Source organism: Tenuifilum thalassicum (assembly GCF_013265555.1).
GTDB classification, from domain to species: Bacteria; Bacteroidota; Bacteroidia; order Bacteroidales; family Tenuifilaceae; genus Tenuifilum; species Tenuifilum thalassicum.
The window spans coordinates 721,655-747,849 of sequence record NZ_CP041345.1; the positions used below are offsets into that span (position 1 = coordinate 721,655).

Consider the following 26,195-nt stretch of genomic DNA (forward strand, 5'->3'; position numbering starts at 1 on the left):
TTATTGTTTTGCGAATACTATCTTACTTGTTAAAGTTTGGGTTTCATTTTTTGCAACTAAAAGGTAAATTCCAGGTTTAATTGACATTACTTCCCTGTGAACTTTGATTTCTAATGATTCCTCTAAAACTTTCCCTTTAAAAAGTGAAGCAACTGTTTTACCAGTTATATCGACAAGGCTAATGGAAACATTACCTTTAAGATTATTTAGGGTTATTGAAAAACTATTTTCTACAGGATTTGGGAAAATCGAAATTCTATTGTTTCCCTGGTTGATTGGGATAGATGTTGGGTAAATTATGATTTTAAAAGTTGAGTCGCTAGCAACACGCAACTCCCCAGAGGCGGAGTTGTATCCATCTTTTGAAATGGAGTAGGGGTGATTTAGCCCAAATGGAACATTGGTAAATGTAGCCATCCCATTTTGGTCGGTTTGCTTCTGCTCATTGTTAAAGCTTATTGTAGCATCTTGAACACTGTTTTCGTTAGATTTAACCTCAAAGGTTGCATTAAAGTAGGCATCAAAATTAGCAGAGTAGTTTACTTGTTGCCATTTTAGTTCAAGTTGACCAGAGCCAAGTAGATTATCCTCGGAATATATTTTGAGCTCAACATTATTATCTAAAGGGATATTTGAAAATGAAGCAGTGCCATTAGATTGTGTGGTAGCTTCATTGGTTCCAAGAACGACTTTTATATTCTCAAATGTGCTAGAGTTTATGGTTGGTGTAATGGTAACATTTCCGCTAATATCAGGAAGGGTTATGTCATCAACATAAACGCAATCGCTCCCCGATGCTGTTCCATCATCTTTAACATACTCCCATTTAATGGTGTGTGTTCCTTGTTCTAGAATGGTTACATATCTTGTCCAATCTATTTCACCACTCCATAGGTTTTGTAACTTGTTGTCGATATAAAGTTTAAAAATGTCGTAGGATTCTTCAGAGGATACCTTAAAATAGAATGAGAACTCTCCCTTATTTAGAACATTAAATGTGAGCGATGCAGCAGTGCTTTGGGAGTTACCAATACTAGCCGATTTTAAGCAGTATGTGCCACTATTAGCAGTTTCGCTGCTTCTGTTCCAGTTGCCCCCATAGAACGACATTCGTTCAGGTATTGCGTTTTCAAAACTCTCATCGCTCACCAAGGTGCCTGCATCTTCAAGTGTGAAATTTAGCTCAGTGAACGAGTTCTGGTTGACTACAACATCTGTAATAACCTTGGGCTTATAACCGTTGGCAACAGCCATCACATCATAGGTTCCAGGTTCAATTAACCGGTAGTAGTTACCTGTAGTAGGGATTGTTTTAACCGATGAGTTAAGTTTATCGTGATTAAGCACTATTATTTCTGCATCGAGAGGTTGGTTCGATGTGTTTTTAACTGTTCCCCCGAAACCGTAGAGTGCATTTTGTAAAAGATGCAGCAGAGCAGAGCGGTTATAGACCCAGTGTGCAGGAAGCGATTCTGATGCAAGAAGCTTAGTATTGGATAGCTCAATAGTAATTTCCCTGCAACGGTGAAAGAAGTTCATGTAATCTTGCCTGCCACCAGCTACCACGTACCAATCCCCGCCGTTGGTGATGCCATTATTTAGGCCAGTCATATAGCCCGAAGGGCTATTAGCCTGAGCGCTATCGGCATATGCTCTTGAAACGGAAACAAACCAATCGTTGTCGGCATGGGTTTGCTGGGATGAAGTCCAAGTATCCCAGGGATAGTTTACCACCTCAATACCACCATGAAAGTTTGCCGATAGCACAAAATGGTGTTGTGCTGCAAAATCCATCATGGCTTGCGTCTCGGGTTGCCATTGGTAGTTATCAGGATGGTTGCCTGCGCGTAAATCGGGAAAGTTGCGATTTATATCCACGGAATTGGCATTGTAACGGCGCGCCGAAGTAACAGTAAAGTTTCCGCCGTAATATGTGCCATCGGGGTTTGCGTTAGGATTTATGTAAATTTGCAGGTTATCCACCAGCTCCTTAGCCAACGGAATGGTGTTGTAGTTTGAGAGCAAATAATCGGCTAGCCTTAGCAAAAGAATGTAACCAGTGGTTTCGTCGCCATGCATAGTGCTAGTGTAGAAAACCTCAGGTTCAGCTTCTTCTGTACCAACATTGTCGGAAATTTTAAGCACGTAAAGTTTGCGACCCTGAACCGTAGTACCAATGGAATCGAGCTTACAAAGGTTGGGGTAATCGGTCTCAAACTTTTTCATCATGGCGCGGTATACCTCATAGGTTGGATACCTATCCCAGCTTGCCATTTCGGCAACGGTGGTTGCCATAGTTAAGGATTTGGCAGCTAAAGTTGAGGGGTGAGGCAGCTTCTCAAATTTGTAACCTAACTTAATTAGTGCATCTAACTCTTTTTGGTTAGCATAGGCATATATGGTGTCGCCTTTAATGTTATCAATTGATACCGTTTGGGTTATTGTGGTGTTGACCTTATCCCGATTTGGTTCAATTAAGCGAATGTAATTCTCTATATCTTGTGAATTGCCTGTAATAGCTATAGCTATAGCTGATAAGATTGTAAAAATTATCTTTTTATATATCATCCCCCTAAAAATTTGCTTTAAATATAAGCCTATTTTAGAGAGATGTAGATGAATTTTTTACTTTTTTTGGCTTGGGAAATAATTTTTACTGAATCAAATTAATAGATAGAGGATACTCAAAGTACTCTCCATTAGAAGATTTTACAGAGGCTATAATTGTCATTATTAAGCCAAAAATAAAAATGGCAGCAAGAAGAATAAAGCCTACTAAAAAGATAACTAGTATACCCGCAATAACAGAGTAGATGGTTAGTGATAGTTGAAAGTTAAGTGCTGCTTTACCTTGCCTGTCAACCTCGGCATACTCGTCCTTTTTAAGAAGCCAGAATACAAGGGGGCCAATGATATGTCCAAAGGGAACAATAAGTCCCGATAGCGCAGAGAGATGGCAGAGCATGCTAAATGTTCGTTCGTCGTTGTTAATGTAGTTAATCTGTTCCATAATAAAAGTATTCTTTACAGTAAAAATACGATATCCTGGGTTAATTTGCTGCACTAGTTCATAAAAAATTGATATTTCATTTTGGTAACATTGTGGATAAGATAAAATGCCGACAATTTTGTCGGCATTCTCTATTATTCCATCAATTTACGATACTTTATTCGATGAGGAGTGTCATCGCCTAGGCGTTTTTTCTTGTTCTCCTCATATTCGGAGTAGCCACCTTCAAAGAAGTAGACCTGTGAATTGCCCTCAAAGGCAAGAATGTGCGTAGCAATACGGTCGAGGAACCAGCGGTCGTGCGAAATTACCACAGCGCACCCAGCAAAGTTTTCTAGACCTTCTTCAAGGGCACGTAGTGTATTTACGTCGATATCGTTGGTGGGCTCGTCGAGCAGAATCACGTTGCCCTCTTCTTTTAGAGCAAGGGCAAGGTGTAGCCTATTCCGTTCGCCACCCGATAGCATCCCACACTTTTTTTCTTGGTCGGCTCCAGAGAAGTTGAATCGGGCCACGTATGCGCGTGCATTTATTTGTCGGCCGCCAAGAATGATATTATCGGCACCTCCTGAAATTACCTCAAAGACCGTTTTTTCAGGGTCAATCGCTTTATGCTGCTGGTCGACATAGGCCAATTTAACAGTTTCACCAACGCGGAAATCGCCGCTATCGGGTTTTTCAAGGCCCATTATTAGGCGGAAAAGAGTTGTTTTACCAGCACCATTGGGGCCAATAACTCCCACAATGCCGTTTGGTGGAAGTTTAAACGATAGGTTTTCGAAAAGTAGCTTATCGCCATAAGCCTTAGAAACATTATTGGCTTCAATAACCAAATCGCCAAGACGGGGACCGTTTGGTATGAATATCTCCAACTTCTCCTCTTTCTGTTTTACATCTTCGTTAAGGAGTTTGTCGTACGCCGAAAGGCGAGCTTTCGATTTTGCATGACGGGCTTTAGGCGACATGCGAACCCATTCAAGCTCTCGTTCAAGTGTCTTACGCCGTTTGCTTTCCTGTTTCTCTTCCTGCGCCAAACGTAACGATTTTTGCTCTAGCCACGAAGAGTAGTTTCCCTTCCAGGGGATTCCTTCGCCGCGGTCAAGCTCCAGAATCCATCCTGCAACATTGTCGAGGAAGTAACGGTCGTGGGTAATGGCAATAACTGTTCCCTTATATTGTTGTAGGTGCATTTCGAGCCACTGTACCGATTCGGCATCGAGGTGGTTTGTGGGTTCATCGAGAAGAAGAACATCGGGTTGTTGGAGAAGGAGGCGGCATAGGGCCACACGGCGTCGTTCACCACCAGATAGAACCTTTACAGGGGTATCGGCATCGGGACAGCGGAGGGCATCCATTGCGCGTTCCAATTTAGAGTCGAGGTTCCACGCATCAAGCTGTTCAAGCTTATCGGTTAGCTCTCCTTGTCGCTCAATGAGCTTATTCATCTCCTCATCGCTCATGGGTTCAGCAAACTTGGCGTTTACCTCCTCATACTCTTTTAGCAGGTCAACCACTTCCTGAACACCTTCCTCAACAACCTGACGCACAGTTTTATTGTCGTCGAGGTGTGGCTCTTGTTCAAGGTAACCCACTGAATAGCCAGGCGAGAAAACTACTTCACCCTCATAAGATTTCTCAACCCCAGCAATAATCTTCATCAATGTCGATTTACCTGAACCATTTAAACCAATGATGCCAATTTTAGCACCATAGAAAAACGATAGGTAAATGTTGTTCAGCACCTTTTTGTGAGGTGGAAAGGTTTTGCTTACCCCCACCATTGAAAAAATAATTTTTTCGTCGGCCATATAATTTTATTTTTCAGCTGAAAAAATAACCGCCGGCAAGGAAAAACCAGCCGGCGGTTTAAAATACTTTTTATGCGGGTTTATTTATTGATTTTAGCAAAATCTTTTGCTAGGAATCCATCCCCTTTCGATTTAGAAATTTTGTGCATATCGTAATAGTATAGTATACCATCTTCGGCTCCTATTATCATTTTCCAAACACGGCATTGCAATCTGCTACCTTCAGGCCCAACCTTGTGAAGGAACAGAACATTTGGATTACGTTCTTGAATAGCTTTCTGAATATCTTCGGGATTAACTACCTTTATTGTGTATTTGTAGTTTTTACGAATTTCGGTAAGTGCACGAGTCGATTTCTCTAGTGAGTTCTCAGTAACCCAAAGCTCCTTGCTTTTTACTTGCTTAATGTTTTTATTGTAGAACTTAAAGGCGTTCTTTTTTATAAGTTTAGGATTATCGTTTATGGCTTTAATGTAGTTCTGCATAAAAAGAATAAGTCCTTCAAGTTTATAGGTGTAAGTTCCCTCGTCTAAATCTTTGTAGCTTAAAGGAACAGAGCAAATATCAGGCATGTCAGTAATTTTACTTACAGCTGCACCCAACGAAGCGCTAAGGAAATTATAGGTAGGGGCGGGCTTGTCGTTATCGAAACGCATTTGGATTAGCACCAAAAACGATTTATCAATATCCTTACGCATCTCTTCAAACTCTTTGGCTGTGATAAATTTATAAGGTGTAATTTTCCAAGAGCGTTCAACCGCATCACGTATTTCAAGGTTATATTGCGAAACCGGATTATTCTCTAGAACAACATAAGTTGTAGACGATAAGAAAGTTTTAACATCTTCTGGTCTAACCAAGTTTCGTTGTGCTGAACCCCATAAGGTTAGGGATATCATCGCAATAATTAATGATAATCTTTTCATATTAGTTGATTTTATTATCGTTTTATGCAAATTTAAAAACTTTTCTGCATTTAAATTTAATTTTCACATAGATTATAAAATAGGGTAAAAATATGTTGTCTAGCATTTTTTTTTACCTTTGCTGCGGTGGGCTAAAATTTTGCATGGTCAATCAAAATTTAGATTATGTCTGATAAGGATAAGATTGTTAATGTTGACGAGGTCAAGAAGGCTGTTAACATTGGTTCATTTATTGGTGATGGAATTGCACGCCTTTTAATGTACGTTTTAAGACTTAACGAAATTAACAAGAAGTATTCCAATGTGGCTAATTTAAGAGGATTAGAATTTTTAACAGCCGCATTAGATATTTTAGAAGTTAAATACGAGATTAATCCTGAAGAGTTCAAACGGCTGCCTTCGAAAGGACCATTTATAACAGTTTCAAACCATCCGTTTGGCGGAATAGATGGAATTCTACTTTTGAAAATATTGTTAGAGCAAGGACGTGAAGATACACGGTTGCTTTCAAATTTTCTGATTAAGCGTATCCCCCAGCTCGATGAGTACGTTTTTGCTGTTGACCCATTCGATAACGGAGGCTATAATAAACGGGCTAACATCAGCGGGCTTAAGGCAGCTTACAACCATTTGGAGAAGGGTGGTGCTTTGGGGCTTTTCCCTGCTGGTGAGGTATCAACCTATTACGATAATGCCGATGAGGTTGGTGTTACCGATAAGCACTGGCAGCATTCTATGGTTAAGTTTATTAAGAATGCAAAAGTTCCTGTTGTTCCTATTTACTTTCAAGGGCAAAACAGCAGATTGTTCCATCTTTTAGGCATGATACACCCTTTGCTCCGTACTGCAAAACTCCCGTCGGAGCTCCTTAATAAGAAAAACCAAACTATTAAGATTCGTATTGGTTACCCAATAAGTGTTGCCGAGCAGGATACATATTGCGATGTAGAAAAATTTGGCCGTTTCTTAAGGCTAAAGACATACTCATTAGGCTCTACTATCGATGTAGATAAGTTTTTTAAATATAAACTTAAATCAGAGCCAGAACCAGAACCAATTATTCCACCAGTTCCTCAAGATGTGGTAGAGGACGAGGTTGCAAGGCTTATGGACAGTTACCTGCTGTTCAAAAGCAAAAATTACGCTGTGCTTTGCGCTCCTTCGGTGGAAATGCCAAATCTTATGACTGAAATTGGTAGGTTACGTGAAATTACATTCCGTGATGTAGGTGAGGGTACCAATCGTAAAATTGATGTTGATGAGTTTGACCTTTACTACTGGCAGCTTTTTATATGGGACGAGGATGAGAAACGGATTGTTGGTGCATACCGTGCTGGTAAGGGCAAAGAAATTGTCGATAAGTATGGCATTGATGGCTTCTATATTCAAACGCTTTTTAAGATTGATAAAGCGTTTACGCCAATACTCGAGCAATCTATTGAACTTGGCCGTTCGTTTATTGTTCCCGATTATCAACGCAAGCCTTTACCCCTTTTCCTTCTTTGGAAAGGAATTTTATATTTCTTGATTAAAAATCCAGAATATCGTTATCTTATCGGGCCAGTTAGCATCTCAAACAGATTTTCGGATTATTCTAAGGGAGTGATAATCAGTTTTATGAAATCGAACTATTTCGATCATGATTTTGCGCGTTTCATAAAATCTCGTAATAAGTTTAAGGTGCCAATTAAGGATGAGGAGTTTAATCTTATTTTTAACAATACTAACGATTTAGGCAAGCTCGATAAGTTTATTCAAGAGGTTGAACCTTTCGATTATCGTATGCCCGTTCTGCTTAAAAAGTATGTGAAGCTTAACGGGAAAATTATTGGATTTAATGTTGATCCAAAGTTTAATAATGCCCTCGATGGTTTACTAATTCTCGACCTTTTCCAGGTTCCCATTGAAACTATAACTTCGCTTTCTAAGGAGATAAATGATAAATCGATTTTAGAGCGATTTAATATCACAGACTATACCTTTGAGGACCAGGAGGTTGAATAAGATTACCCCCCCATCAATCCATAAGTTGATGGGGCTTTTTTAATCTTAAGAATTGTTGACAATTGTTTATCAATTTTAAGATTTCTAATGTTTTTAATTTTGATAAATAGTTGAAAAGTTGGCTTAACTCCTTGCTGGTTCTATGTTTATTCGCTTAAAAACCAGTCAAGTTCCTTAAACCATGTTGAATTTAAACCTTAGGCTTTTCATATTGTCCATATAAAAAACTTTATCCAATGAAAAGATATTTATACCTGGTTGCGCTAATGGCGCTAAGCGCATGTGCTGGAAACGTTAAAAATGATGAGCAAAGTTTAGAAGAAAAGGCTAAAGCCTTGCATGCCGAAATGGTAACTATTGATACTCATACCGATACACCTTTAAATTTTTTGCGCGAGGGCTTCGATTTTAGTGGGGAAAATAACTCAGCCATAGGCAGTAAAGTCGATTTGAGAAAAATGGAGGAAGGTGGTTTGGATGCAGCCTTTTTTGCTGTGTTTATTGGGCAACGGGAGTGTACGCCTGAAGGGTATAAAAAGGCTAATGAGAAAGCACTAAAAATATTCAATGCCATCCACGAGAATGTGGCCAAATATTCCGACAGGGCAGAAGTGGCTACCTCGTCCGATGATGTTTATAGGTTGAAAAAAGAGGGTAAACGTGCAATATATATAGGAGTAGAGAATGGCTTTCCAATAGGTGAGGATTTGGATCAAGTTAAGCGTTTTTATGATATGGGCGCACGATACATTACTCTTTGTCATACTCGCAATAATCAGATTTGTGACTCATCAACCGATCCCGATGGGCCAAAGTACAATGGCTTAAGCAATTTTGGGCGAGAAGTAGTTACCGAAATGAATAGGTTGGGTATGATGATAGATGTTTCGCACATTTCTGATAGCTCTTTCTATGATGTATTAGCCCTTTCAAAAGCACCTGTAATAGCTTCGCACAGCTGTGCTCGTGCTGTATGCGACCATCCACGTAATCTCTCCGACGATATGCTACGTGCCATTGCTAAAAATGGAGGTGTAGTACAGATGTGTGTTTTAAGCGATTACGTTAAAAAAAGTCCCCAAAATCCAGCTCGCGATAGCGCTTATCGTGCATTAAGGGAAAAGTGGAATAATTTTCGTAATCTTACTCCCGAACAGGAAAAACAAGCCACTTCGGAGTGGTATAAGCTAGAAGAACAGTTCCCTGGTAGTAGAGCGACAGTTTCGGATGTGGTTGATCACATTGACCATATGGTAAAAGTAATGGGAATTGACCATGTGGGTATTGGAACTGATTTTGACGGTGGTGGCGGAGTTGAAGGTTGTCGTGATGCATCGGAGATGTATCACATCACAATGGAACTCATTAAAAGAGGGTATTCCGATAAGGATATTCGTAAGATTTGGGGCGAGAATTTTCTAAGAGTTTTTAGGGAGGTTCAGAAACATAAAGAATAGCAGTTCACAGTAAAATCAAAAGCCTGATTCCTTGTGGAATCAGGCTTTTATCATTATATCAAATATCGATTAGTATCTGTAATGCTCGGGTTTATATGGCCCTTCTGGTTTAACACCAATATATTCTGCTTGCTCAGGAGTCAAAGTAGTTAGCTTAACTCCAAGCTGTTCGAGGTGCAAGCGGGCAACCTCCTCATCGAGGTGTTTAGGTAGGCGATAAACATCAACAGCTAAATCTTTTGTCCAAAGTTCAATTTGGGCAAGGGTTTGGTTTGAGAAGCTGTTGCTCATTACAAAGCTAGGATGCCCAGTTGCACAACCTAGGTTAACGAGGCGCCCTTCGGCAAGAATAAAGATTGAATGGCCATCAGGGAAGATGTATTGATCAACCTGAGGCTTTATGTTTACGCGCTTAACATCCTTTTGTGCGTTAAGCCTATCCATCTGTATCTCATTATCAAAATGGCCAATGTTACATACAATGGCTTGGTCTTTCATCTTTTGCATGTGCTCATAGGTGATAACATCTCGGTTACCTGTTGCGGTAACATAAATATTACCTTCAGGGAGGGCATCCTCAACTGTTTTTACTTCAAATCCTTCCATTGAGGCCTGAAGGGCACAGATTGGGTCTATCTCTGTAACAATAACTCTTGCCCCATATGAGCGCATGCTGTGGGCACAACCTTTTCCTACATCACCATAACCACAAACAACAACTACTTTACCTGCTATCATGACATCGGTTGCGCGTTTAATTCCATCGGCAAGCGATTCACGACAACCATAAAGGTTATCGAATTTGCTTTTTGTAACGGAGTCGTTAACGTTTATGGCAGGAATAAGAAGCTCTTTTCTTTCTAGCATTTGGTATAGGCGATGAACACCAGTTGTTGTTTCTTCCGAAACGCCCTTAAGCTCACTTACAAGATTATGCCATTTGTTAGGATCCTGTTCAATGATGTTTTTAAGTAGGTTGATGATAACCTCCTCCTCATGCGAAGATGCTTTGCGGTTGAGGAATGATTTGTCGTTTTCAGCTTTATAGCCCCAATGAACAAGAAGAGTTGCATCGCCACCATCATCAACAATAAGGTTTGGGCCTTTTCCATCGGGGAAGGATAGCGCTTGAGCAGTGCACCACCAATATTCCTCTAGTGTTTCACCTTTCCAGGCAAAAACAGGAATACCTGCAGCAGCAATAGCAGCAGCTGCATGGTCTTGAGTTGAGAAAATATTGCAGCTAGCCCAACGTACTTGAGCTCCAAGCTCAACTAGGGTTTCTATTAGCACTGCAGTTTGAATGGTCATGTGAAGCGACCCTGTGATACGTGCGCCATTTAACGGTTTACTAGGCCCATATTTTTTTCTGAGAGCCATTAGACCTGGCATCTCTTTCTCTGCAATTGATATCTCTTTACGTCCCCATTCGGCCAAACCGATATCCTTTACCTTGTATGGTAAAGAAGCTTGAATAACTTGTTCCATTTATGAATTGTGTTTAATGGTTTCTTTTGCTTTCAGCCCGTAAAGTTAAGAATAACTTTTTATAACTCTCGATATTTTCATTTTTAAGGGCATCAAGAGCATGGTGTTTATCAATAACAAGTTGCTCTTTTAAATGTTCGATTGAAGGGAATCGTTTTTCGTCGCGTAATCGGCTTATAAAGGCAATCTCAATGCCTAATGTGTAAATATCTTCGTTAAAATCAAATATGTTAACCTCTATGGTTTGCTTTTTTGACATCTCAACTGTTGGCCTAAATCCAATATTAAGCATCCCTTTATAAATTCTGTCGTTAACATGGACCATAACGGCATAAACACCTGCTTTAGGAATGAGTTTTAAGGGATCGTTAGGTCTAATATTTGCAGTTGGAAAACCTAGTTTTCGTCCTATTTGATTCCCATTTTGCACGGCACCGGTTATTAGGTAAGGGTATCCAAGCATCTTATTTGCAGATTCAAGACTTCCATCGTTTAGGGCATGCCTAATTTTTGTTGAGCTAATATCAATGTTATTGACCGTAAGGGGAGGAATAGTGTTAAATGTAAAATTGAGCTCTTTTGATAGTTTCTCAAGCAATTCTGGATTTCCCCTCGCTCCTTTCCCAAAACGATGATCGCTGCCAATTACAAAATGTCTGACTTTAAAATCGTTAACCAAGTATTTTATAAACTCTTCTGCCTCAATATTAAAAAAATCTCTGGAAAACTCTTGAATAATAAGGTAGTCTATACCAAGTTTTGCTAAAATTTTTGATTTTTCATTAAGGGTAGTTAGGAATCTAAGTTTTTCTGGGTCTTTGTGAAGGACAAGACGAGGGTGAGGCCAAAATGTAAGAGCAGCCGATTCTAAGCCCATAAGGTTTGCACTGTGAACCACTTTGCTAACAAGCTCACGGTGACCTAAATGCACTCCATCAAAGAAGCCCATTGTTAAGGCAAGTTCTTTACCTCTGGTTTGCTGGGGGCGTTGAATAATTATCATCTTTTTATTTGGCTTACTCACGCTAATTTGCAAAATTTATTCCATGATTACTAATAATACCTTTAAAGTGCTTCTTTGATGTTGATTAATATAAGCGTTTCAATGACGAATGGACAGGATGTGTTGATAAAAGATACGGTAAAAAGACTGCCCCAAGGTAAAATATTAGGGCAGCCATTCTTTCTTTTATATCCATCGAACAAGGCAAAAATCCATACGATGGGGGAGAATTGGATTTTTGGGGAAGATTCTTATTCCACATTCAAACGCCCCGGGTTCCATTGGTATAAGCTTTAGCTTATAGGTTACTCTGGACCCATCAATTTCTGCCAATTCAAACTCATGTACGCGTTTAACTGTTATGTCTTGATTTTCAATCATATCTACAACAACCAGCTCCACACCAATTTCATCTGGGGCAAGAGTACCTAAATCGAGTACAACTTCGGCTTCATATTCATTCCCTATTAGTATTGGTTCTCGCGACATATCAAGCTGCTTAACCCTTATTACTTCAACCTCGTCCCAATTGCGTGCTATACGTCTTTTCCATTGCGAAATTTGCTTAGCTTGTTCAAAATCGTCTTCGGCAAGTTCGTTGTACCTATGATACAACTTGTTGTAGAATCGATTCTGATAATCGTTAATCATTCTGAGGGTGGTAAAGTTAGATGCAACATCCGACATTGATTTCTTGATAAATGAAATCCATTTAGTTGGGATATCCTCTGTGTTGCGTTCGTAAAATGCTGGCACAATTTCGTTTTCCAAAGTGGTGTAAATCAACTCAGCATCAAGCTCATCCTGAAATTCTTGTTGAGGGTAAGTTTGCTCAATAGGTAGTGCCCAACCTGCATTTTCTCTATATCCTTCAACCCACCATCCATCAAGTACGCTGAAATGCAGTACACCATTCATGACCGCTTTTTGGCCACTTGTTCCGGAGGCCTCCATAGGGCGAGTTGGGGTGTTAAGCCAAACGTCGACACCCTGTACCATTCGCCTTGCAAGTTCCATGTCGTAGTTTTGGAGGAATACTATTCGTCCGAGGAAACGAGGCTCTTTTGAGATTTCAATTATCCTTTTTATAATATCCTGACCTGCTTTGTCGTGAGGATGTGCCTTCCCGGCAAAAAATATTTGAACAGGTCTCTCAGGATTATTTACAAGTTCTGCAAGCCTATCGGTATCCTTAAAGAGTAACCAGGCCCTCTTATAAGTTGCAAATCTACGGGCAAAGCCAATAGTAAGGACTTTGTCGCTTAAGCGCTCTTTTATTTCAATAACTTGTCGTGGGGTTTCGTATCGAACTAGGTTAGGGTTGCTGAGCCGTTTATTAATAAGTTTGATAAGTCGTTTTCGTAGCTTATTTCTAATGTCCCAAATCTTATTATCGGGGATGTTTTGAATGTTGCTCCAGTTGGGTTGGTTATAGCCCAGGTTGTTGTTATTGTCAACATCCTCAAGAATTGCTTTCCATTCGCGGGCAGTCCATGTGGGGAAGTGCACACCATTGGTTACATAGCTGATGTGCAGCTCGTTTGGAAAGTAGCATGGCCACATCCCTGCAAACATTTTTCGGCTAACCTCTCCATGTAGCCAGCTAACACCATTAACCTCTTGCGAGAGTCTAATGGCAAGATGACTCATTGAGAATCGTTCGGTTTTATCTCCTGGTGTTAAGCGGCCTAAATCCATGAATTCGTCCCAGGTAATCTTCAAGCGTTCTGGATAATGGGCCATGTATGTACGTACTAGTTCTTCGGGGAAAGCATCATGCCCGGCTGGTACTGGTGTGTGAGTGGTAAATAGGCTCGATGCCCTGACTAGTTCAAGCGACTCGTTAAAAGATAACTTTTCATCAACAATAAACTTTCTCAATCGTTCAAGGCCAATAAATGCAGCATGGCCTTCGTTTATATGGTATATATCGGCATTAATTCCCAATTCGTTTAGCGCTCTTATACCAGCTATTCCAAGTATCATTTCCTGCTTAAACCGATTCTCTAAATCGCCTCCGTAAAGATGGTGGGTGATAGTTCTGTCAATGGGTTGATTTTCTTCCATGTCGGTATCTAGGAGGTAAAGGTCGGTACGACCTACTTCAACTTTCCAAATTCTGGAAAAAACATCTCTACCAGGGAAAGCCACCTTAACTGTTATCCATTTCCCATTTTCGTCTCGAACTGGTGTTGCAACGCTTTGTGTAAAGTTTTGTTGGTCGTAAACTGCAATCTGTTGTCCCGATGCAGAAAGTTTTTGGGTGAAATAACCATAACGGTAAAGCAACCCAACCCCTACCATATCAATGTTTCTGTCTGAAGCTTCTTTAAGGTAATCGCCTGCTAGGACGCCTAAACCGCCAGAGTAGAGCTTGAGAGAGCTGTGAAGACCAAACTCCATGCTGAAGTATGCTATTTTTGGCCCCTTTCGTTCATATTTTTTCATCATGTATGATGAAAACTTAAGGTAAACCGATTGGAGCTTTTCAACGAAAGCCTCATCTTTCTCTAGCTCTTGGAACTTGGGTAAACTAATTTTTTCCAAGAACTCAATGGGGTTGTGTTCGCATTTATCCCAAAGTTCTTTATCGATACTTTCAAACAACTCTTTTGCATCGGTATTCCACGACCACCAAAGGTTTCGAGAGATTTCATCAAGAGGTTTGAGCTTTTCGGGTAATCGTTTTTGGATAATAAGTCTAACCCAGTTTGGACGATAATGACGAATCTTATGCTCAACCGTTGGAAGCACTTCCTCTCTCTCCAACTCCATATACATTTGGGTACGTTCCGCAACTACTCTAAGCGCACTGTCATAGGCTTTAAAGTAGAAGTTGACAAAGTTTTCCCAAAGGGCAACCCTTGATATTTCTCCAGCGTTAGTTGACAGGTTATCCTTTTCTTCCTGACTGAGGGTAGTGTAGTTGTAAAGTGTTTCTGCTATATGATTAATCACTTCGTTATCGTTGCTATCGGTTCTATGAATTACCCGAATAGCATCTTTGGATTTATTGTAGTGCTTGTTTATCCAATCGCCAAAGCCAGCTAGTGAAGTGGTAATAGTGGGAACTTTAAAGGCTAAACTTTCAAGGGGTGTATATCCCCATGGCTCATAGTACGACGGGAATACGGTTAAATCCATTCCGATAAGTAGGTCGTAGTATGGTTTATTGAAAATGCCGTCATTTCCATTTAGATAGCATGGAACCCAAAAGACTTTAACCTTATCGGACGAAGCATTATTGAGTCCTAAACTTCTTATTTTTTTTAGAATGATTTCTGATTCTGGATCGTTGAGGTAGTGGGTTACATGAGTATCGTCGAGAATAATATAGCTATCGGTTTCCTTTGCATCGCGTAGGTTATGGAAAACATCCTTTCTTGGTCCATGATGCCCTGCTGGGATTAAAAGAAAGGCAAGGATTTCCTTTTTCAGATTATTCTCTTTATTTAGCTTGGCAAGTGCTTCGAGAAAAACATCAATTCCCTTGTTTTTAAACTCATACCTGCCGCTTATCCCAACAACAATGCTATCTTTTGCAACATCATGGGAGAGCATGGCTTCAGCTACTTCGTAAAATTTAATTCTTCCCTCTAAGTGTCGAAGTTTAAATTCTTCATCTGGAGTTGGTATAAATGAATCATCAAACCCATTAGGGGTAATAAGGTCAACCTCTTTCCCAAGAAAATGTTTGCATTCCTGGGCGGTTATCTCACTTACCGTTGTAAAACAATCTGCCTCTCGTGCAGCAATTGATTCCAAGGAGTGTTTTGCAACAACATTGAATTCTTTTGCTTTATGTTCGGGGCTGTATTTATCAATATTACTATAAAGAGGAAGGTTATTACCAGCTATACTACGCCCAAGTACAGTGGCATGTGTTGTAAATACAGTGCCAACTTGTGGCATGTTATCCTTAAGGTATAGCAGACCGGTTCCAGTCATCCACTCGTGAAACTGGGCTACAACCCTATGTCGTAGGCTAAGATTGAAATTAGTAAAACTTTCAATTACTTTTCCTGCAGCATAGCCAAACAGCGCAGGCTCTATGTAATCCCATTGCCCCGTAAGCGAATCGAGTTTGAACTTTTCCCATAATATCTTGAAGATTTCATCTTTTTTTGAGATTAAACCCGAAAAATTTACCAAGATGGCAATGGGTTTACACGGGATGTTCCATCGACCTATCCGGATTGCTAACCCTTGTGAGTTGGCGTGTATTTTCCATGCTTTAAAAAGCTCTTGGTCTTCAATAAATTCTAGGTTGTTTTCTGAGTCCTTAATAATATCAGGTCCTATGGTGATGTAGTTATTCTTAAGTTCGTTTTCTAGCAACGAGGCTTTGGTAGATACAACTGTATGTATTCCACCTACCTTGTTACAAACTTCCCAGCTAACTTCAAATAGATAGTCGGGTTTTAGAAGTTTGTCTGTCATATCGTTGTGTTTTTATTTTGTTTTACCTTTAGTAGTTGCCTTTTTTACTGTGTTTTTCTTCTCAGTTTTAGCCTTTTGCTTTCCCGTACTCTTAGTAGATGTAGAAGATTTGGATTTGGTTGATTTTCTCCTTTTAGGTTTTTCATCCTTAGCTTTGCTAAGTTTTGTAGAAGTTTCAGTGTCTACATCTTTTACTGCATTTGATTTTGCAGGCTCATTCTCTTCATTTAGTTCCGATTGTAGTTCCTCAATTTTCTCCCTGTAAAGTTCAATAAGTTTTAATGCATTCTCAGTATTTTCTATATCATTTTGCTCAACTGGGCTTTCAATTAATTTCTTTTTAAGGCGTAGGGTGAAATCACTTAATACATTCATGTAGTTGATAAAAGCATCGTATGGTGAGTCGTAAGGGTTGAAGTATTTATGAACATCGCCATCGCTAAACCATTTGGTGCACATATAGTAGAAATGGTCGCTTGTTTGTAGGTATAGCCAATCGCGTTTTATGTCTGGGTCATTGGTTTTCTCAACCATTTCGGCTAAAGAATATAGCTCATTGAAAGCGCTATCCTGCAACTCGTTACCAAGCCATGCTGTTAGGTCACGCTCCTCGTCAGCCCATGAAATTGGGTGGGGGACGTGGAGTAATGCTACTGGTTGATGCTTTTGAGCCGCTTCCGATGGTGTTAAAAATTCAAAGTTTGAGTTGGTGAAAACCCTATCGGGGAGTGCTCGCATAAAGTCAAAAATTCCAGTTTCGGCCCATTGATGTTCACCAAAGGTTTCGTAATCCATGAAAAGATTTACAATCTCTTCATTTGGATTAATGTTATTTAACCAGTGAACATACTTTTCGGTAGTGAGTGGCCATTCACTCCAGTCGCGATTGGAGAAACGAAAGGCGATATCGTCACTTAATCTAAAGTTTTTGAGCAGTAGCCTTAGTTTAGGATTTATAGCGTTAGAGTAAACGAAATTTGGGCTTTTCCAGCCTAGTATATGTTTTGCACCTTCTGTTAGCATGGTGTTAAAGCCAAGGTCGGCTACCATTGCGCCAATTTCGTCGGAGTAAATAAGCTCCGTGTTTCTGAAAGCTTTTGGTTTATAACCAATTAGTTTCTCCAACTTTTCGGTATGGGCTTTAACCTGCTTTGTGAACTCTTCCCTGCTCTTTAAAGCAGATAGCGAGTGAGAGTAGGTTTCTGCCAAAAACTCTACGCTTCCTGTTTCTGCAAGTTTTTGAAAACTTTCCAAAACATCGGGTGCATATAGTTCAAATTGGTCAAGGGCTGTCCCCGAAATAGAATACGCTATTTTAAATCGTAAACCATACTCCTTGATAAGGTCTAGCATTAGCTTATTGGTTGGCAGATAGCATTTCTCTGCCACCTTTCGCATAATTGATTTATTGGCAAAATCATCAAAGTAGTCATGATTTTTTCCTATATCGAAGAAACGATATCTGCGCAATCTGAACGGTTGGTGTACCTGAAAATAAAAACAAATGGTTTTCATATTTTAATATTTTACTTGTTAGCTAATTTGTTATAGATTTCGTTAATCATGCCAGCGGCCCTATCCCATTTCATGTTGTTAACCTCTTCTTGGCCGTGTTTGATGAAAAATTCTGAAAGGGCTTTGTAGTTGAGCAATCCATAGATGCTATCGGCAAGGGCATCTATATCCCAAAAATCAACTTTAATGGCATGCCTTAATACTTCAGCAACTCCAGATTGTTTAGAAATGATAACAGGCACATTTGAGCGCATGGCTTCCAGTGGGCTAATACCAAAAGGCTCAGATACCGACGGCATAACGTAAACATCGGAGAGTGCAAACATTTGGTTAACCTCATTTCCTTTCAAAAATCCTGTAAAATGGAAGCGCGGTGCTATTCCTAGCTGTGCCACACGGCGAATCATACGATTAAGCATATCTCCACTACCTGCCATAACGAATCGAACATTTTGAGTTCGTTTTAGAACCTTATTGGCAGCTTCAACAAAGTAATCGGGTCCTTTCTGGAATGTAACCCTACCTAGGAATGTAACAACCTTTTCGTCAACCCCACGCTCAAACTCTTCCTCAATTCTATTAACGAAATGTACAGCGTTATGAACTGTAATCACTTTTTCGGGATTAATTCCATAGCGATTTATCACTATGTTCCTAGTATAGTTACTTACAGTAATTACTGTGTCGGCAACTTCCATGCCTCTACGCTCAATGTTGTAAACCGACTGGTTAATGTTTTCACCGCTTCGGTCAAATTCAGTTGCATGAACGTGAATTACAAGGGGTTTACCCGAAACCATTTTGGCTGCAATACCTGCAGGATATGTGAGCCAGTCGTGAGCATGGATAACATCAAATTTTTCGCGCCAAGCTATTGAAGCGGCTGTTATTGCATAACGCGTAACTTCCGACATTAGGTTAGGCCCGTATTTGCCAGAAAATCGAAACTTCTTTTTTGTGTATACTGTTTCGTATTTAGCTACTTCTTTTTCAGCGTATTCAACAATTCTTTTATATTCTTCGGGGTCAACATAAGGAACTATGTTTGAACTTATCTCAAGGTACTTAATGTTTCTCCAGAACTCTTCAAGATTTTTGGAAGTGTGAGAAACTTCAATATCTTCTGCACTTACTAATCTAACCCTACGTTGGTCCTCGTCGCCGTAGGCTTTAGGAACAACAAAAATTATTTCGGTACCTTGTTTTGCAAGGGCTCTGGTAAGCCCATAGCATGCCGTGCCTAACCCACCTGTTATATGAGGTGGAAATTCCCACCCAAACATAAGTACTCTCATAGCTTAATTGTTTTTTGAATTAAATTTTTCAACCATTTTATTGATTCGTATTATTTCTGCAACGCTCCATGCTTGCGAAATGCATCCATTGGGGCGTTGAGGTGGGTCGCCATCATATACTTCCGATATCGTACAAATTCCATGGATTCCAATGTCTTCTTTAAAAGATTCTAATATTTCATTAGCAATATTTACAGCACGAGTGGGATTAATTCTGAAATGCGCTTCGACATATGCCCCAAGCAGCCACGGCCAGGCTGTTCCTTGGTGGTAAGCCGAGTCGCGTGTTGGTTGGTCGCCTTCATACCTTCCAACGTAATGAGGGTTGTTTGGTGAAAGGGTTCTTAGGCCCTTAGGCGTATAAAGTTCCTTGTCTATAACCTTGAGTATGCTTGGCATCTTATCCTCGTCCAATGGGGTGTATTTAAGCGATAATGCAAATACCTGGTTTGGTCGAATGTCGGTATTAGGTCCATTTTCATCAACATAATCGGCCAGGTATCCCAGCTCAGGTAACCAGAATAGCTTATTGAATGATTCTTTTGCTCTTTCAGCAACTGGTAGCCATTCCTTCACAAACCTGTAGTCTTTATTTTTTGTAGCCAGCTCAATGGTGAACATAAGGGCATTGTACCAAAGGGCATTAATTTCAACCGGGTAGCCAATTCGTGGAGTTACAGGTTTTCCATGTACAACAGCATCCATCCAGGTAAGGGCATATCCTTTTTTACCCGCCCAAACCAAACCGTTTTCCATCATCTTGATGTTGAAGGGCAGACCATCGCGGAAGGCTTTTATGATGTTTTTCATTCGTTTGCCAAATTCCTTCCATACAGTTTTATGGTCGTTGGTATATTCGTAATACTGTTGTAAGGCCCAGAAATACCATAATGGAGCATCAACGGAGTTAAATGCTTGTGAAGTATAGTTTCCCATATTGGGGAATAGGCCATTTTTTAACTTTTTACTAAGGGAGTCAAGCAAAGTTTTACAAAGATTTGGGTTGTCGAGCCCAAGAGTTAATCCTGGTAGGGATATGAACGAATCGCGTCCCCAACTTCCAAACCAAGGATACCCAGCAATTATGTCCCATTTCTTGTTTTTATGAACAATAAACTGGTTTGCTGCATTCGCAATGCATGCCTCAAAGCTATCTTTGTTAGGTCTAATCTCTAGTTCTTTGTTGAATTTACGTAAAAGCGATGATGGAGAATGCTCTTCTGTTGATGCCGAAAAGATTATGCTATCTCCTTTTTTAATGGGAATTTCAAAATATCCAGGCACAAAAAGGTCCTCATGACCCTCGTAACCGCGTTTTAGCTCCTCCATGTATTCAATGTTATAGTACCAATCGGGACATGGGACAAACTCATTTTTTTTGTTAAGCTGCAAGTGGAGTGTTGGAAAGCCTGTGTAGAGTTTATACTTAACACCATTTTGGCAAGGTTGAAACTTAGTATTTGCCCACATGTTTGCTTTTGATACATTATGAGCATTACGGAATGCTAGGAATGGCTTAATTTTAAGTCGGGTTGGGCTGTGGGCGTCAAGCAAAGTATAGCGTATCATAAATTGTTCCTCGTTGTGTACAAATAGCAATTCCTTTTTCAGCACTACACCGCCCACTCTATAGGTTAAAGTGGGAGTTGGTTCGTAAACAAAATCAATTATGTATTTATGCCCTCGAGGCTCATAGATGCCAGGGTACCTATGTATGCCAAGGTTAAATTCTTGCCCATGTTGAATAACGGTTTCATCAACACTCGATAACAGAACATGGTTCTCGCCATCGAACTCATCAATAGGTAAAACCATTAGGCCATGATACTTTCTTGTGTTGCAAAGAATGATTGAAGTACTGCAATAACCACCCGCACGATTGGTGCTCAATATTTCCCGATTAAGTGAGTACTCTAGATTAACTAGTTTTTCTTTGTCGAATGAAAGGTATTTCATGGCTTAATAAATTTTAAATGGTTAAACTTGTAAAACAAATGGTTGGGCAACCACTAAAGACTTAACAAGTTAGCTAAAAAAGGCGATATAATTGCTATTTTGGAGTAAACTTTTGCTAATTTTGGATGATTAAATTTACGATACTTCAGATATAATTCGTTTGCGATGCATGTTAAATTTTTTCAAATTTTTTTATCAATAGTAAAAACATCTTCTATTTTTTGTGTTGTTTTATTATTTGCTTCATGTTCAGAACGGTATGATAGGGTTGAGGTGAATATCAAAGTGCCAGAGTGGGGGAATTCTTTTGCGTACTATAACTTTCATTCAAATGCTAACCAAACTCTTTTTGATTCCGTGAGAATTAATAGTAGTGGGGAAGGTATTATAAAATTAAAAACCTCATTACCTTCTGTTATTGCTTTGAGTAACGACAAAAAGGTTTTTCCTATAGTTCTTGTTGTAAAACCTGGAGATAGAATTAGCATTTCTTCAACTAATGGCAGTTGGGAAGTAAGTGGTTCACAAGAAAGCATGAAACTTATGAAGTTTCAGAATAGGGTTGTTAATAGCGATAAACTCCTTAAAAAATTAAGGAACAACTATGCAAAATGCGATAGCTTAGAGATAAAAGATTCTCTTTATAAGAATTACCTATCAGCTCGCGATTCTATACTGAATGTGCTAAAACAGGATGCTTTCAGAATGGTTTCCTCAACCCCATATAACATTTCAGCTATTTTTCTAATAACTGCTAGAATTGAGAATAGACAAATTTTACCTTACAATGAGTTTAAGGAACTTTATCGTTCGGTCGATACAAGCCTCTCTCACTACTACTCAGATGATTCTCTTTATCAATCTTTTAAAAAGATTATAAAGCAATTTCAGCTAACAGATAGTTTGAGAAAAATTGAGAGTAAGCTTATAGTTGGTAACAGCATTCCGCAACAAAGTTTTATATCTATAAAAGGGGAGAATATTTCGTTACCTGGTATTTGGGCTAGGTGTATATTGCTTGATTTTTGGGGTGCAGGTTCAAAGCTAAACAATAACCTTCAAAAAAAAGAGCTTAAGAGACTTTTTGAGAAGCACAAAAAGAACGGGCTAGCAGTGGTTAGCTTTGGAGTTGGGTTAGACTCGGCTCAAATAGCTCAAATGACACAACTCGACACATTAAGTTGGTATCAGGTAAGTCTTGCATCCCAAAGCGATATTAACAAGCTAAAAGAATATGGGGTGGTTGAACTACCAACATATATATTGACTAATCGTTATGGAACCGTAATTGCCAAAGCAAAGGATATTGATGTGATTGATTCAAAAATAGATTCAATGTTACAAGTGTATAAACGGTGGCTTTTGGTAAGACAAAAAGCCGATACACTAAATCGTGCAGATACTCTTAAGACTAAATAGCATGCCAGAAGTTCGTCCCAAAAAACATTTAGGCCAGCATTTTTTAAATGATAAGCGAATAGCAAATCGTATTGTTGATAGCTTAACGGCTGCTAATGCTGAAAAAATTGTTGAGATTGGGCCTGGAATGGGCGTTTTAACTTTTGAATTATTTGAACGTTTTAAGGAAAAGCTAGTTGCTGTTGAGGTTGATGGTGAATCTGTTGAGTATCTTAATAAAAACATTCCTGAGCTGAATATTATTGAAGGTGATTTTTTGGAAATCAACCTGTTAAAGGAAATCGGGAACCACTTTTCAATTATAGGCAACCTACCATACAACATTTCGTCGCAGATTTTTTTCAAAATTCTTGAGCATCGGGAACATGTTCCCGAGGTTGTTGCCATGGTTCAACGTGAAGTTGCTCAACGAATAGCCGAAAAACCAGGTAGTAGAACCTATGGAATTTTAAGCGTTTTGCTTCAGGCTTACTATAACATTGAGTATCTTTTTACGGTAAGCGAAGGTTGTTTTACTCCTCCACCTAAGGTGAAATCGGCAGTTGTAAGGCTCACACGAAATGGAGTAACCAACTTGGGGTGCGATTATAAGCTATTTGAAAGGGTTGTAAAGGCAGCATTTAACCAACGTAGAAAAACCCTTCGGAATGCAATTAAGGCTCGGTTTAACGGAATCGAAATATCCGATACCTATGCAGGTAGAAGGGCCGAACAACTTTCGGTGGAGCAGTTTGTTGATTTGACAAACGAAATTACTCAGCTAACCCATTAAGATTTGGTGTTAATAGCCTCTACAGGGCTTAATCTAGACGCTACCCAGGCAGGGAAAAATCCAGAAACAACACCTATAGTTGCAGAGATAAAAAGCCCACGTAATACATTGCTAATTGTTAACGATACTTTAAAGTCTAAACCGTGAGTAACAATCTGGGTACCAATAAAGATTAGAATGAGCCCAATGGCGCCACCAATTACAGCCAGCAGAACAGCTTCGTAAAGGAACTGAATAAGTATAAAGTAACGTTTAGCACCTAGTGCTTTTTGAACACCAATTTGGCTTGTACGTTCTTTTACCGAAACGAACATGATGTTTGCAATGCCAAAACCGCCAACTATAATGGAGAAGAATGCTATAAAACCGCCAGCAAAGTTAATTGATCCAAAAATAGAATCGAGACTACTCTTAAGCATATCAATTTGATTAAGAGCAAAATCATCGTCGTCAAGGGGCTTTAGCTTATGGTGAGCTCTTAAAATACCACGGAGCTCATCTTTTAAGTCTGCAACGTTTGTATTTTCTTTTGCTTTAACCATAATCCATGGTCCAGAGCGCCTTAAATCGACCATAGTTCGAGCTAAATTTAATGGTATTAATACCATGTTATCAAGGCTGTTTTCACCTATGGCCGATTTCCCTTCTTTGGCAAAAACACCAATTACACTAACTTTTTGGCCGCCAATCTTTATCATTTTTCCAATTGGATTAGCCCCTTGAAATAGTTCCTTTGCTATTTCGCTTCCAATAACAGCGATTGGTCTGCTTGATGTAATTTCAAAAAGGTTAAAAAACCTGCCATTCTCAATCTCAAACGATCTTATTTTGTCAAAATCCTTGCTTACTCCATATATGGTTGTTTCAGGAATGTTATTACTTTCCCATTTTACTTGCTTATTAAAAGCAACATTAAAACAGGCGCTTTCTGTTAGTAAACTTTTTCTACGAATTTCATCTAGGTCGCTAATAGTAGGTTCTGGTCTGTTAAAATACTTCCACCAAGGATATTCCTGGTTGCCGCCCCATGGCCACTTTTGAACATAAACCACATTTTTGCCCAGCGCTTGTAAGCTATCGCGGACGTTCTTTTCAAGGCTATCAACCATGGTAAAAACTGAGATGATTGCAAAGATCCCTATGGTTATCCCAAAAAGCGATAGGAAAGTTCTAAGCTTATTTGCAACTATTGACTGGTATGCAAACTGCATACTTTCGTGAGCAAGTTTAAAAAGTATGATTAGTGGGCGAAATGCTTTCATTTTGTTTTTTGCTTAAACAGTTAGTTGGTGGATATATTCTATTTTGCTAATGTAAACAATATGTTTGCTTAAATAAAAACAGTTTACGTTAAATTTTGCTTTTAAACATATTAGAGCAATAGTGAACAAAAAGGTTTAACTTTTTGCATGGACTTTGTTCTTTGGGTGGTTTATTGTAATAAAAATAAGATTGTTAAAAAAAAGTAGGTTTAAAGCATTGAATTTTAAAAGGATTTAACCAATTTTACTACCTAAAGAAAAGTGTCTTTAATCAATGGCTTAAATGTTTGAAATTCAACAAAATGAATAAATTGAAAAGGGTCAAAACCGCACTTATTTCTGTGTATCATAAAGATAATCTGGAGAGTCTTTTGTCGTTGTTGCAAAAAAATAGGGTTACAATTTATTCAACAGGCGGCACAATGGAGTTTATAAAAAGCAAAGGAATACCTGTGCATGCTGTTGAGGATTTAACCGGATATCCATCCATTCTTGGGGGACGTGTTAAAACCCTACATCCTAAAGTATTTGGCGGGATACTAGCTCGACGTGAAAATGAGAACGATTTATTCCAGCTTCAGGAATACCAAATACCAGAAATTGATCTTGTTGTTGTTGATTTATATCCATTTGAAAAAACAGTTGAATCGGGTGCTTCGGAACCTGAAGTGATAGAAAAGATTGACATTGGTGGTATTTCATTAATTAGAGCTGCAGCTAAAAATTACAAGGATGTTTTAATTGTTTCAAATAGGGAGCAGTACGAGCGTGTTTATCAAATTTTAAATGAACAGGAATGCTCAACCTCCTTATTGCAAAGAAAACAATTTGCTGCAGAAGCCTTTGCAACATCATCGCATTACGATACAGCCATTTTTAGCTATTTTAGCCCTGATTTTCCAAAACCATTCTTCCGGCAAAGCGTTCAAGGTGCTAAGAATATGCGATATGGGGAAAATCCACATCAAAAGGCGGTTTTTTATGGAGAATTTGAGAGCATGTTTGAGCAGCTTCATGGCAAGGAGGTGTCCTATAACAACTTGCTCGATATTGATGCAGCGGTTAATTTGATTAAAGAGTTTGAAGAGCCAACTGTTGCAATCTTAAAGCACAATAATGCATGTGGTGTTGCATCGCGCGAAAATATTTTTGATGCTTGGATTGATGCTCTTGCTGGCGATCCTGTCTCTGCTTTTGGTGGAATTATTATTGCCAACCGACCTATCGATAAAAAAACTGCTGAGGAGATAAACAAGATTTTTTGTGAGGTTCTAATTGCACCAGCGTACGAAAGTTCTTCGCTCGAAATTTTAAAGTCCAAAAAGAATAGAATTATTTTAAGGAGCAAAAATTTCGATTTACCAACCCAAACTTTCAGAACAGCACTAAATGGAGTTTTAGCTCAGGAGAGAGATATCTTTACAGAAGATGATGAAAACCTTGAACTTGTTACAGAGCAGCAAGCAACTCCTGAGCAAATTGCCGATATGCTTTTTGCAAATAAAATTGTGAAGCATACTAAATCTAATGCAATAGTTCTTGCTAAAAACAAGCAGCTTATTGGTAGTGGGGTAGGGCAAACATCGAGGGTGGATGCTGTAAAGCATGCCATTGAGAAAGCAAAAAGCTTTGAATTTGACCTTAATGGAGCAGTATTGGCCTCCGATGCCTTTTTTCCATTTGCCGATAGCGTTCAAATTGCTTTTGAAGCTGGAGTTAAGGCAGTTATTCAACCTGGAGGTTCTATAAGAGATAAGGATAGCATCGATTTTTGTAATGCCAATGGCATTCCAATGATTTTTACAGGAGTTAGACATTTTAAACACTAGAAAACAGAAAA

16 protein-coding genes are annotated in these 26,195 nt (G+C 39.2%); 5 read left to right on the forward strand and 11 right to left on the reverse strand.

Annotated elements, in window-relative coordinates; translation table 11 throughout:
• The 4 genes from FHG85_RS03000 to FHG85_RS03015 all read right to left on the reverse strand — a co-directional run bounded on the left by FHG85_RS03000 (nt 1) and on the right by FHG85_RS03015 (nt 5,744).
• Nucleotides 1–2,568 carry a M14 family zinc carboxypeptidase gene (locus FHG85_RS03000; RefSeq protein ID WP_173072872.1) on the reverse strand — a complete coding sequence of 856 codons (2,568 nt, stop codon included), beginning with the start codon at nt 2,566–2,568 and terminating at the stop codon, nt 1–3.
• Between the two features lie 85 nt (nt 2,569–2,653).
• Nucleotides 2,654–3,010 (reverse strand): DUF4870 domain-containing protein, encoded by a 357-nt coding sequence (locus FHG85_RS03005; protein WP_173072874.1) that lies wholly within the window; start codon nt 3,008–3,010, stop codon nt 2,654–2,656.
• A gap of 134 nt (nt 3,011–3,144) precedes the next feature.
• Nucleotides 3,145–4,818: an energy-dependent translational throttle protein EttA gene (gene ettA, locus FHG85_RS03010; protein WP_173072876.1), complete on the reverse strand. Its 1,674-nt coding sequence runs from the start codon at nt 4,816–4,818 to the stop codon at nt 3,145–3,147.
• Nucleotides 4,819–4,898: 80 nt separating this feature from the next.
• Nucleotides 4,899–5,744 carry a hypothetical protein gene (locus FHG85_RS03015; protein ID WP_173072878.1) on the reverse strand — a complete coding sequence of 282 codons (846 nt, stop codon included), beginning with the start codon at nt 5,742–5,744 and terminating at the stop codon, nt 4,899–4,901.
• Between the two features lie 165 nt (nt 5,745–5,909).
• On the opposite strand from FHG85_RS03015, the gene FHG85_RS03020 reads away from it, so the two are divergent.
• Together FHG85_RS03020 and FHG85_RS03025 are read left to right on the forward strand one after the other, a co-directional pair.
• The gene (locus tag FHG85_RS03020) at nt 5,910–7,748 is read left to right on the forward strand and encodes a GNAT family N-acyltransferase (protein ID WP_220429225.1); all 1,839 of its coding nucleotides are present in this window, start codon (nt 5,910–5,912) and stop codon (nt 7,746–7,748) included.
• A gap of 236 nt (nt 7,749–7,984) precedes the next feature.
• Complete coding sequence (locus tag FHG85_RS03025) at nt 7,985–9,205, forward strand: dipeptidase (RefSeq protein ID WP_173072880.1); 1,221 nt, start codon at nt 7,985–7,987, stop codon at nt 9,203–9,205.
• Between the two features lie 69 nt (nt 9,206–9,274).
• On the opposite strand, the gene ahcY is transcribed toward FHG85_RS03025, so the two are convergent.
• The 6 genes from ahcY to FHG85_RS03055 all read right to left on the reverse strand — a co-directional run bounded on the left by ahcY (nt 9,275) and on the right by FHG85_RS03055 (nt 20,902).
• A complete protein-coding gene (gene ahcY, locus FHG85_RS03030) occupies nt 9,275–10,693 on the reverse strand; it encodes an adenosylhomocysteinase (RefSeq protein WP_173072882.1) in 1,419 nt (472 codons plus the stop codon).
• A gap of 13 nt (nt 10,694–10,706) precedes the next feature.
• Nucleotides 10,707–11,696 (reverse strand): bifunctional riboflavin kinase/FAD synthetase, encoded by a 990-nt coding sequence (locus FHG85_RS03035; protein ID WP_173072884.1) that lies wholly within the window; start codon nt 11,694–11,696, stop codon nt 10,707–10,709.
• A 186-nt stretch (nt 11,697–11,882) separates the two neighbouring features.
• A complete protein-coding gene (gene glgP / locus FHG85_RS03040) occupies nt 11,883–16,136 on the reverse strand; it encodes an alpha-glucan family phosphorylase (RefSeq protein WP_173072886.1) in 4,254 nt (1,417 codons plus the stop codon).
• A 12-nt stretch (nt 16,137–16,148) separates the two neighbouring features.
• Entirely contained in the window at nt 16,149–17,651 is a 1,503-nt protein-coding gene (locus FHG85_RS03045; RefSeq protein WP_173072888.1) for a glycoside hydrolase family 57 protein, read from the reverse strand.
• Nucleotides 17,652–17,662: 11 nt separating this feature from the next.
• Nucleotides 17,663–18,946: a glycosyltransferase family 4 protein gene (locus FHG85_RS03050; protein ID WP_173072890.1), complete on the reverse strand. Its 1,284-nt coding sequence runs from the start codon at nt 18,944–18,946 to the stop codon at nt 17,663–17,665.
• A gap of 3 nt (nt 18,947–18,949) precedes the next feature.
• A complete protein-coding gene (locus FHG85_RS03055; protein ID WP_173072892.1) occupies nt 18,950–20,902 on the reverse strand; it encodes an amylo-alpha-1,6-glucosidase in 1,953 nt (650 codons plus the stop codon).
• Between the two features lie 357 nt (nt 20,903–21,259).
• Between FHG85_RS03055 and FHG85_RS03060 the strand changes: the two genes are divergently transcribed.
• Both FHG85_RS03060 and rsmA read left to right on the forward strand, forming a co-directional pair.
• Entirely contained in the window at nt 21,260–22,321 is a 1,062-nt protein-coding gene (locus tag FHG85_RS03060; RefSeq protein ID WP_173072894.1) for a hypothetical protein, read from the forward strand.
• A gap of 1 nt (nt 22,322) precedes the next feature.
• On the forward strand, nt 22,323–23,093 hold the full coding sequence (gene rsmA, locus FHG85_RS03065; protein WP_173072896.1) for a 16S rRNA (adenine(1518)-N(6)/adenine(1519)-N(6))-dimethyltransferase RsmA: 771 nt from the start codon (nt 22,323–22,325) through the stop codon (nt 23,091–23,093).
• Here rsmA and FHG85_RS03070 read toward each other — a convergent pair.
• Nucleotides 23,090–24,355: an ABC transporter permease gene (locus tag FHG85_RS03070; RefSeq protein ID WP_173072898.1), complete on the reverse strand. Its 1,266-nt coding sequence runs from the start codon at nt 24,353–24,355 to the stop codon at nt 23,090–23,092. The two genes, rsmA and FHG85_RS03070, sit on opposite strands and share 4 nt — an antisense overlap.
• 302 nt (nt 24,356–24,657) lie before the next feature.
• Between FHG85_RS03070 and purH the strand changes: the two genes are divergently transcribed.
• Complete coding sequence (gene purH, locus FHG85_RS03075; protein ID WP_173072900.1) at nt 24,658–26,184, forward strand: bifunctional phosphoribosylaminoimidazolecarboxamide formyltransferase/IMP cyclohydrolase; 1,527 nt, start codon at nt 24,658–24,660, stop codon at nt 26,182–26,184.
• Nucleotides 26,185–26,195 lie beyond the last annotated feature (11 nt).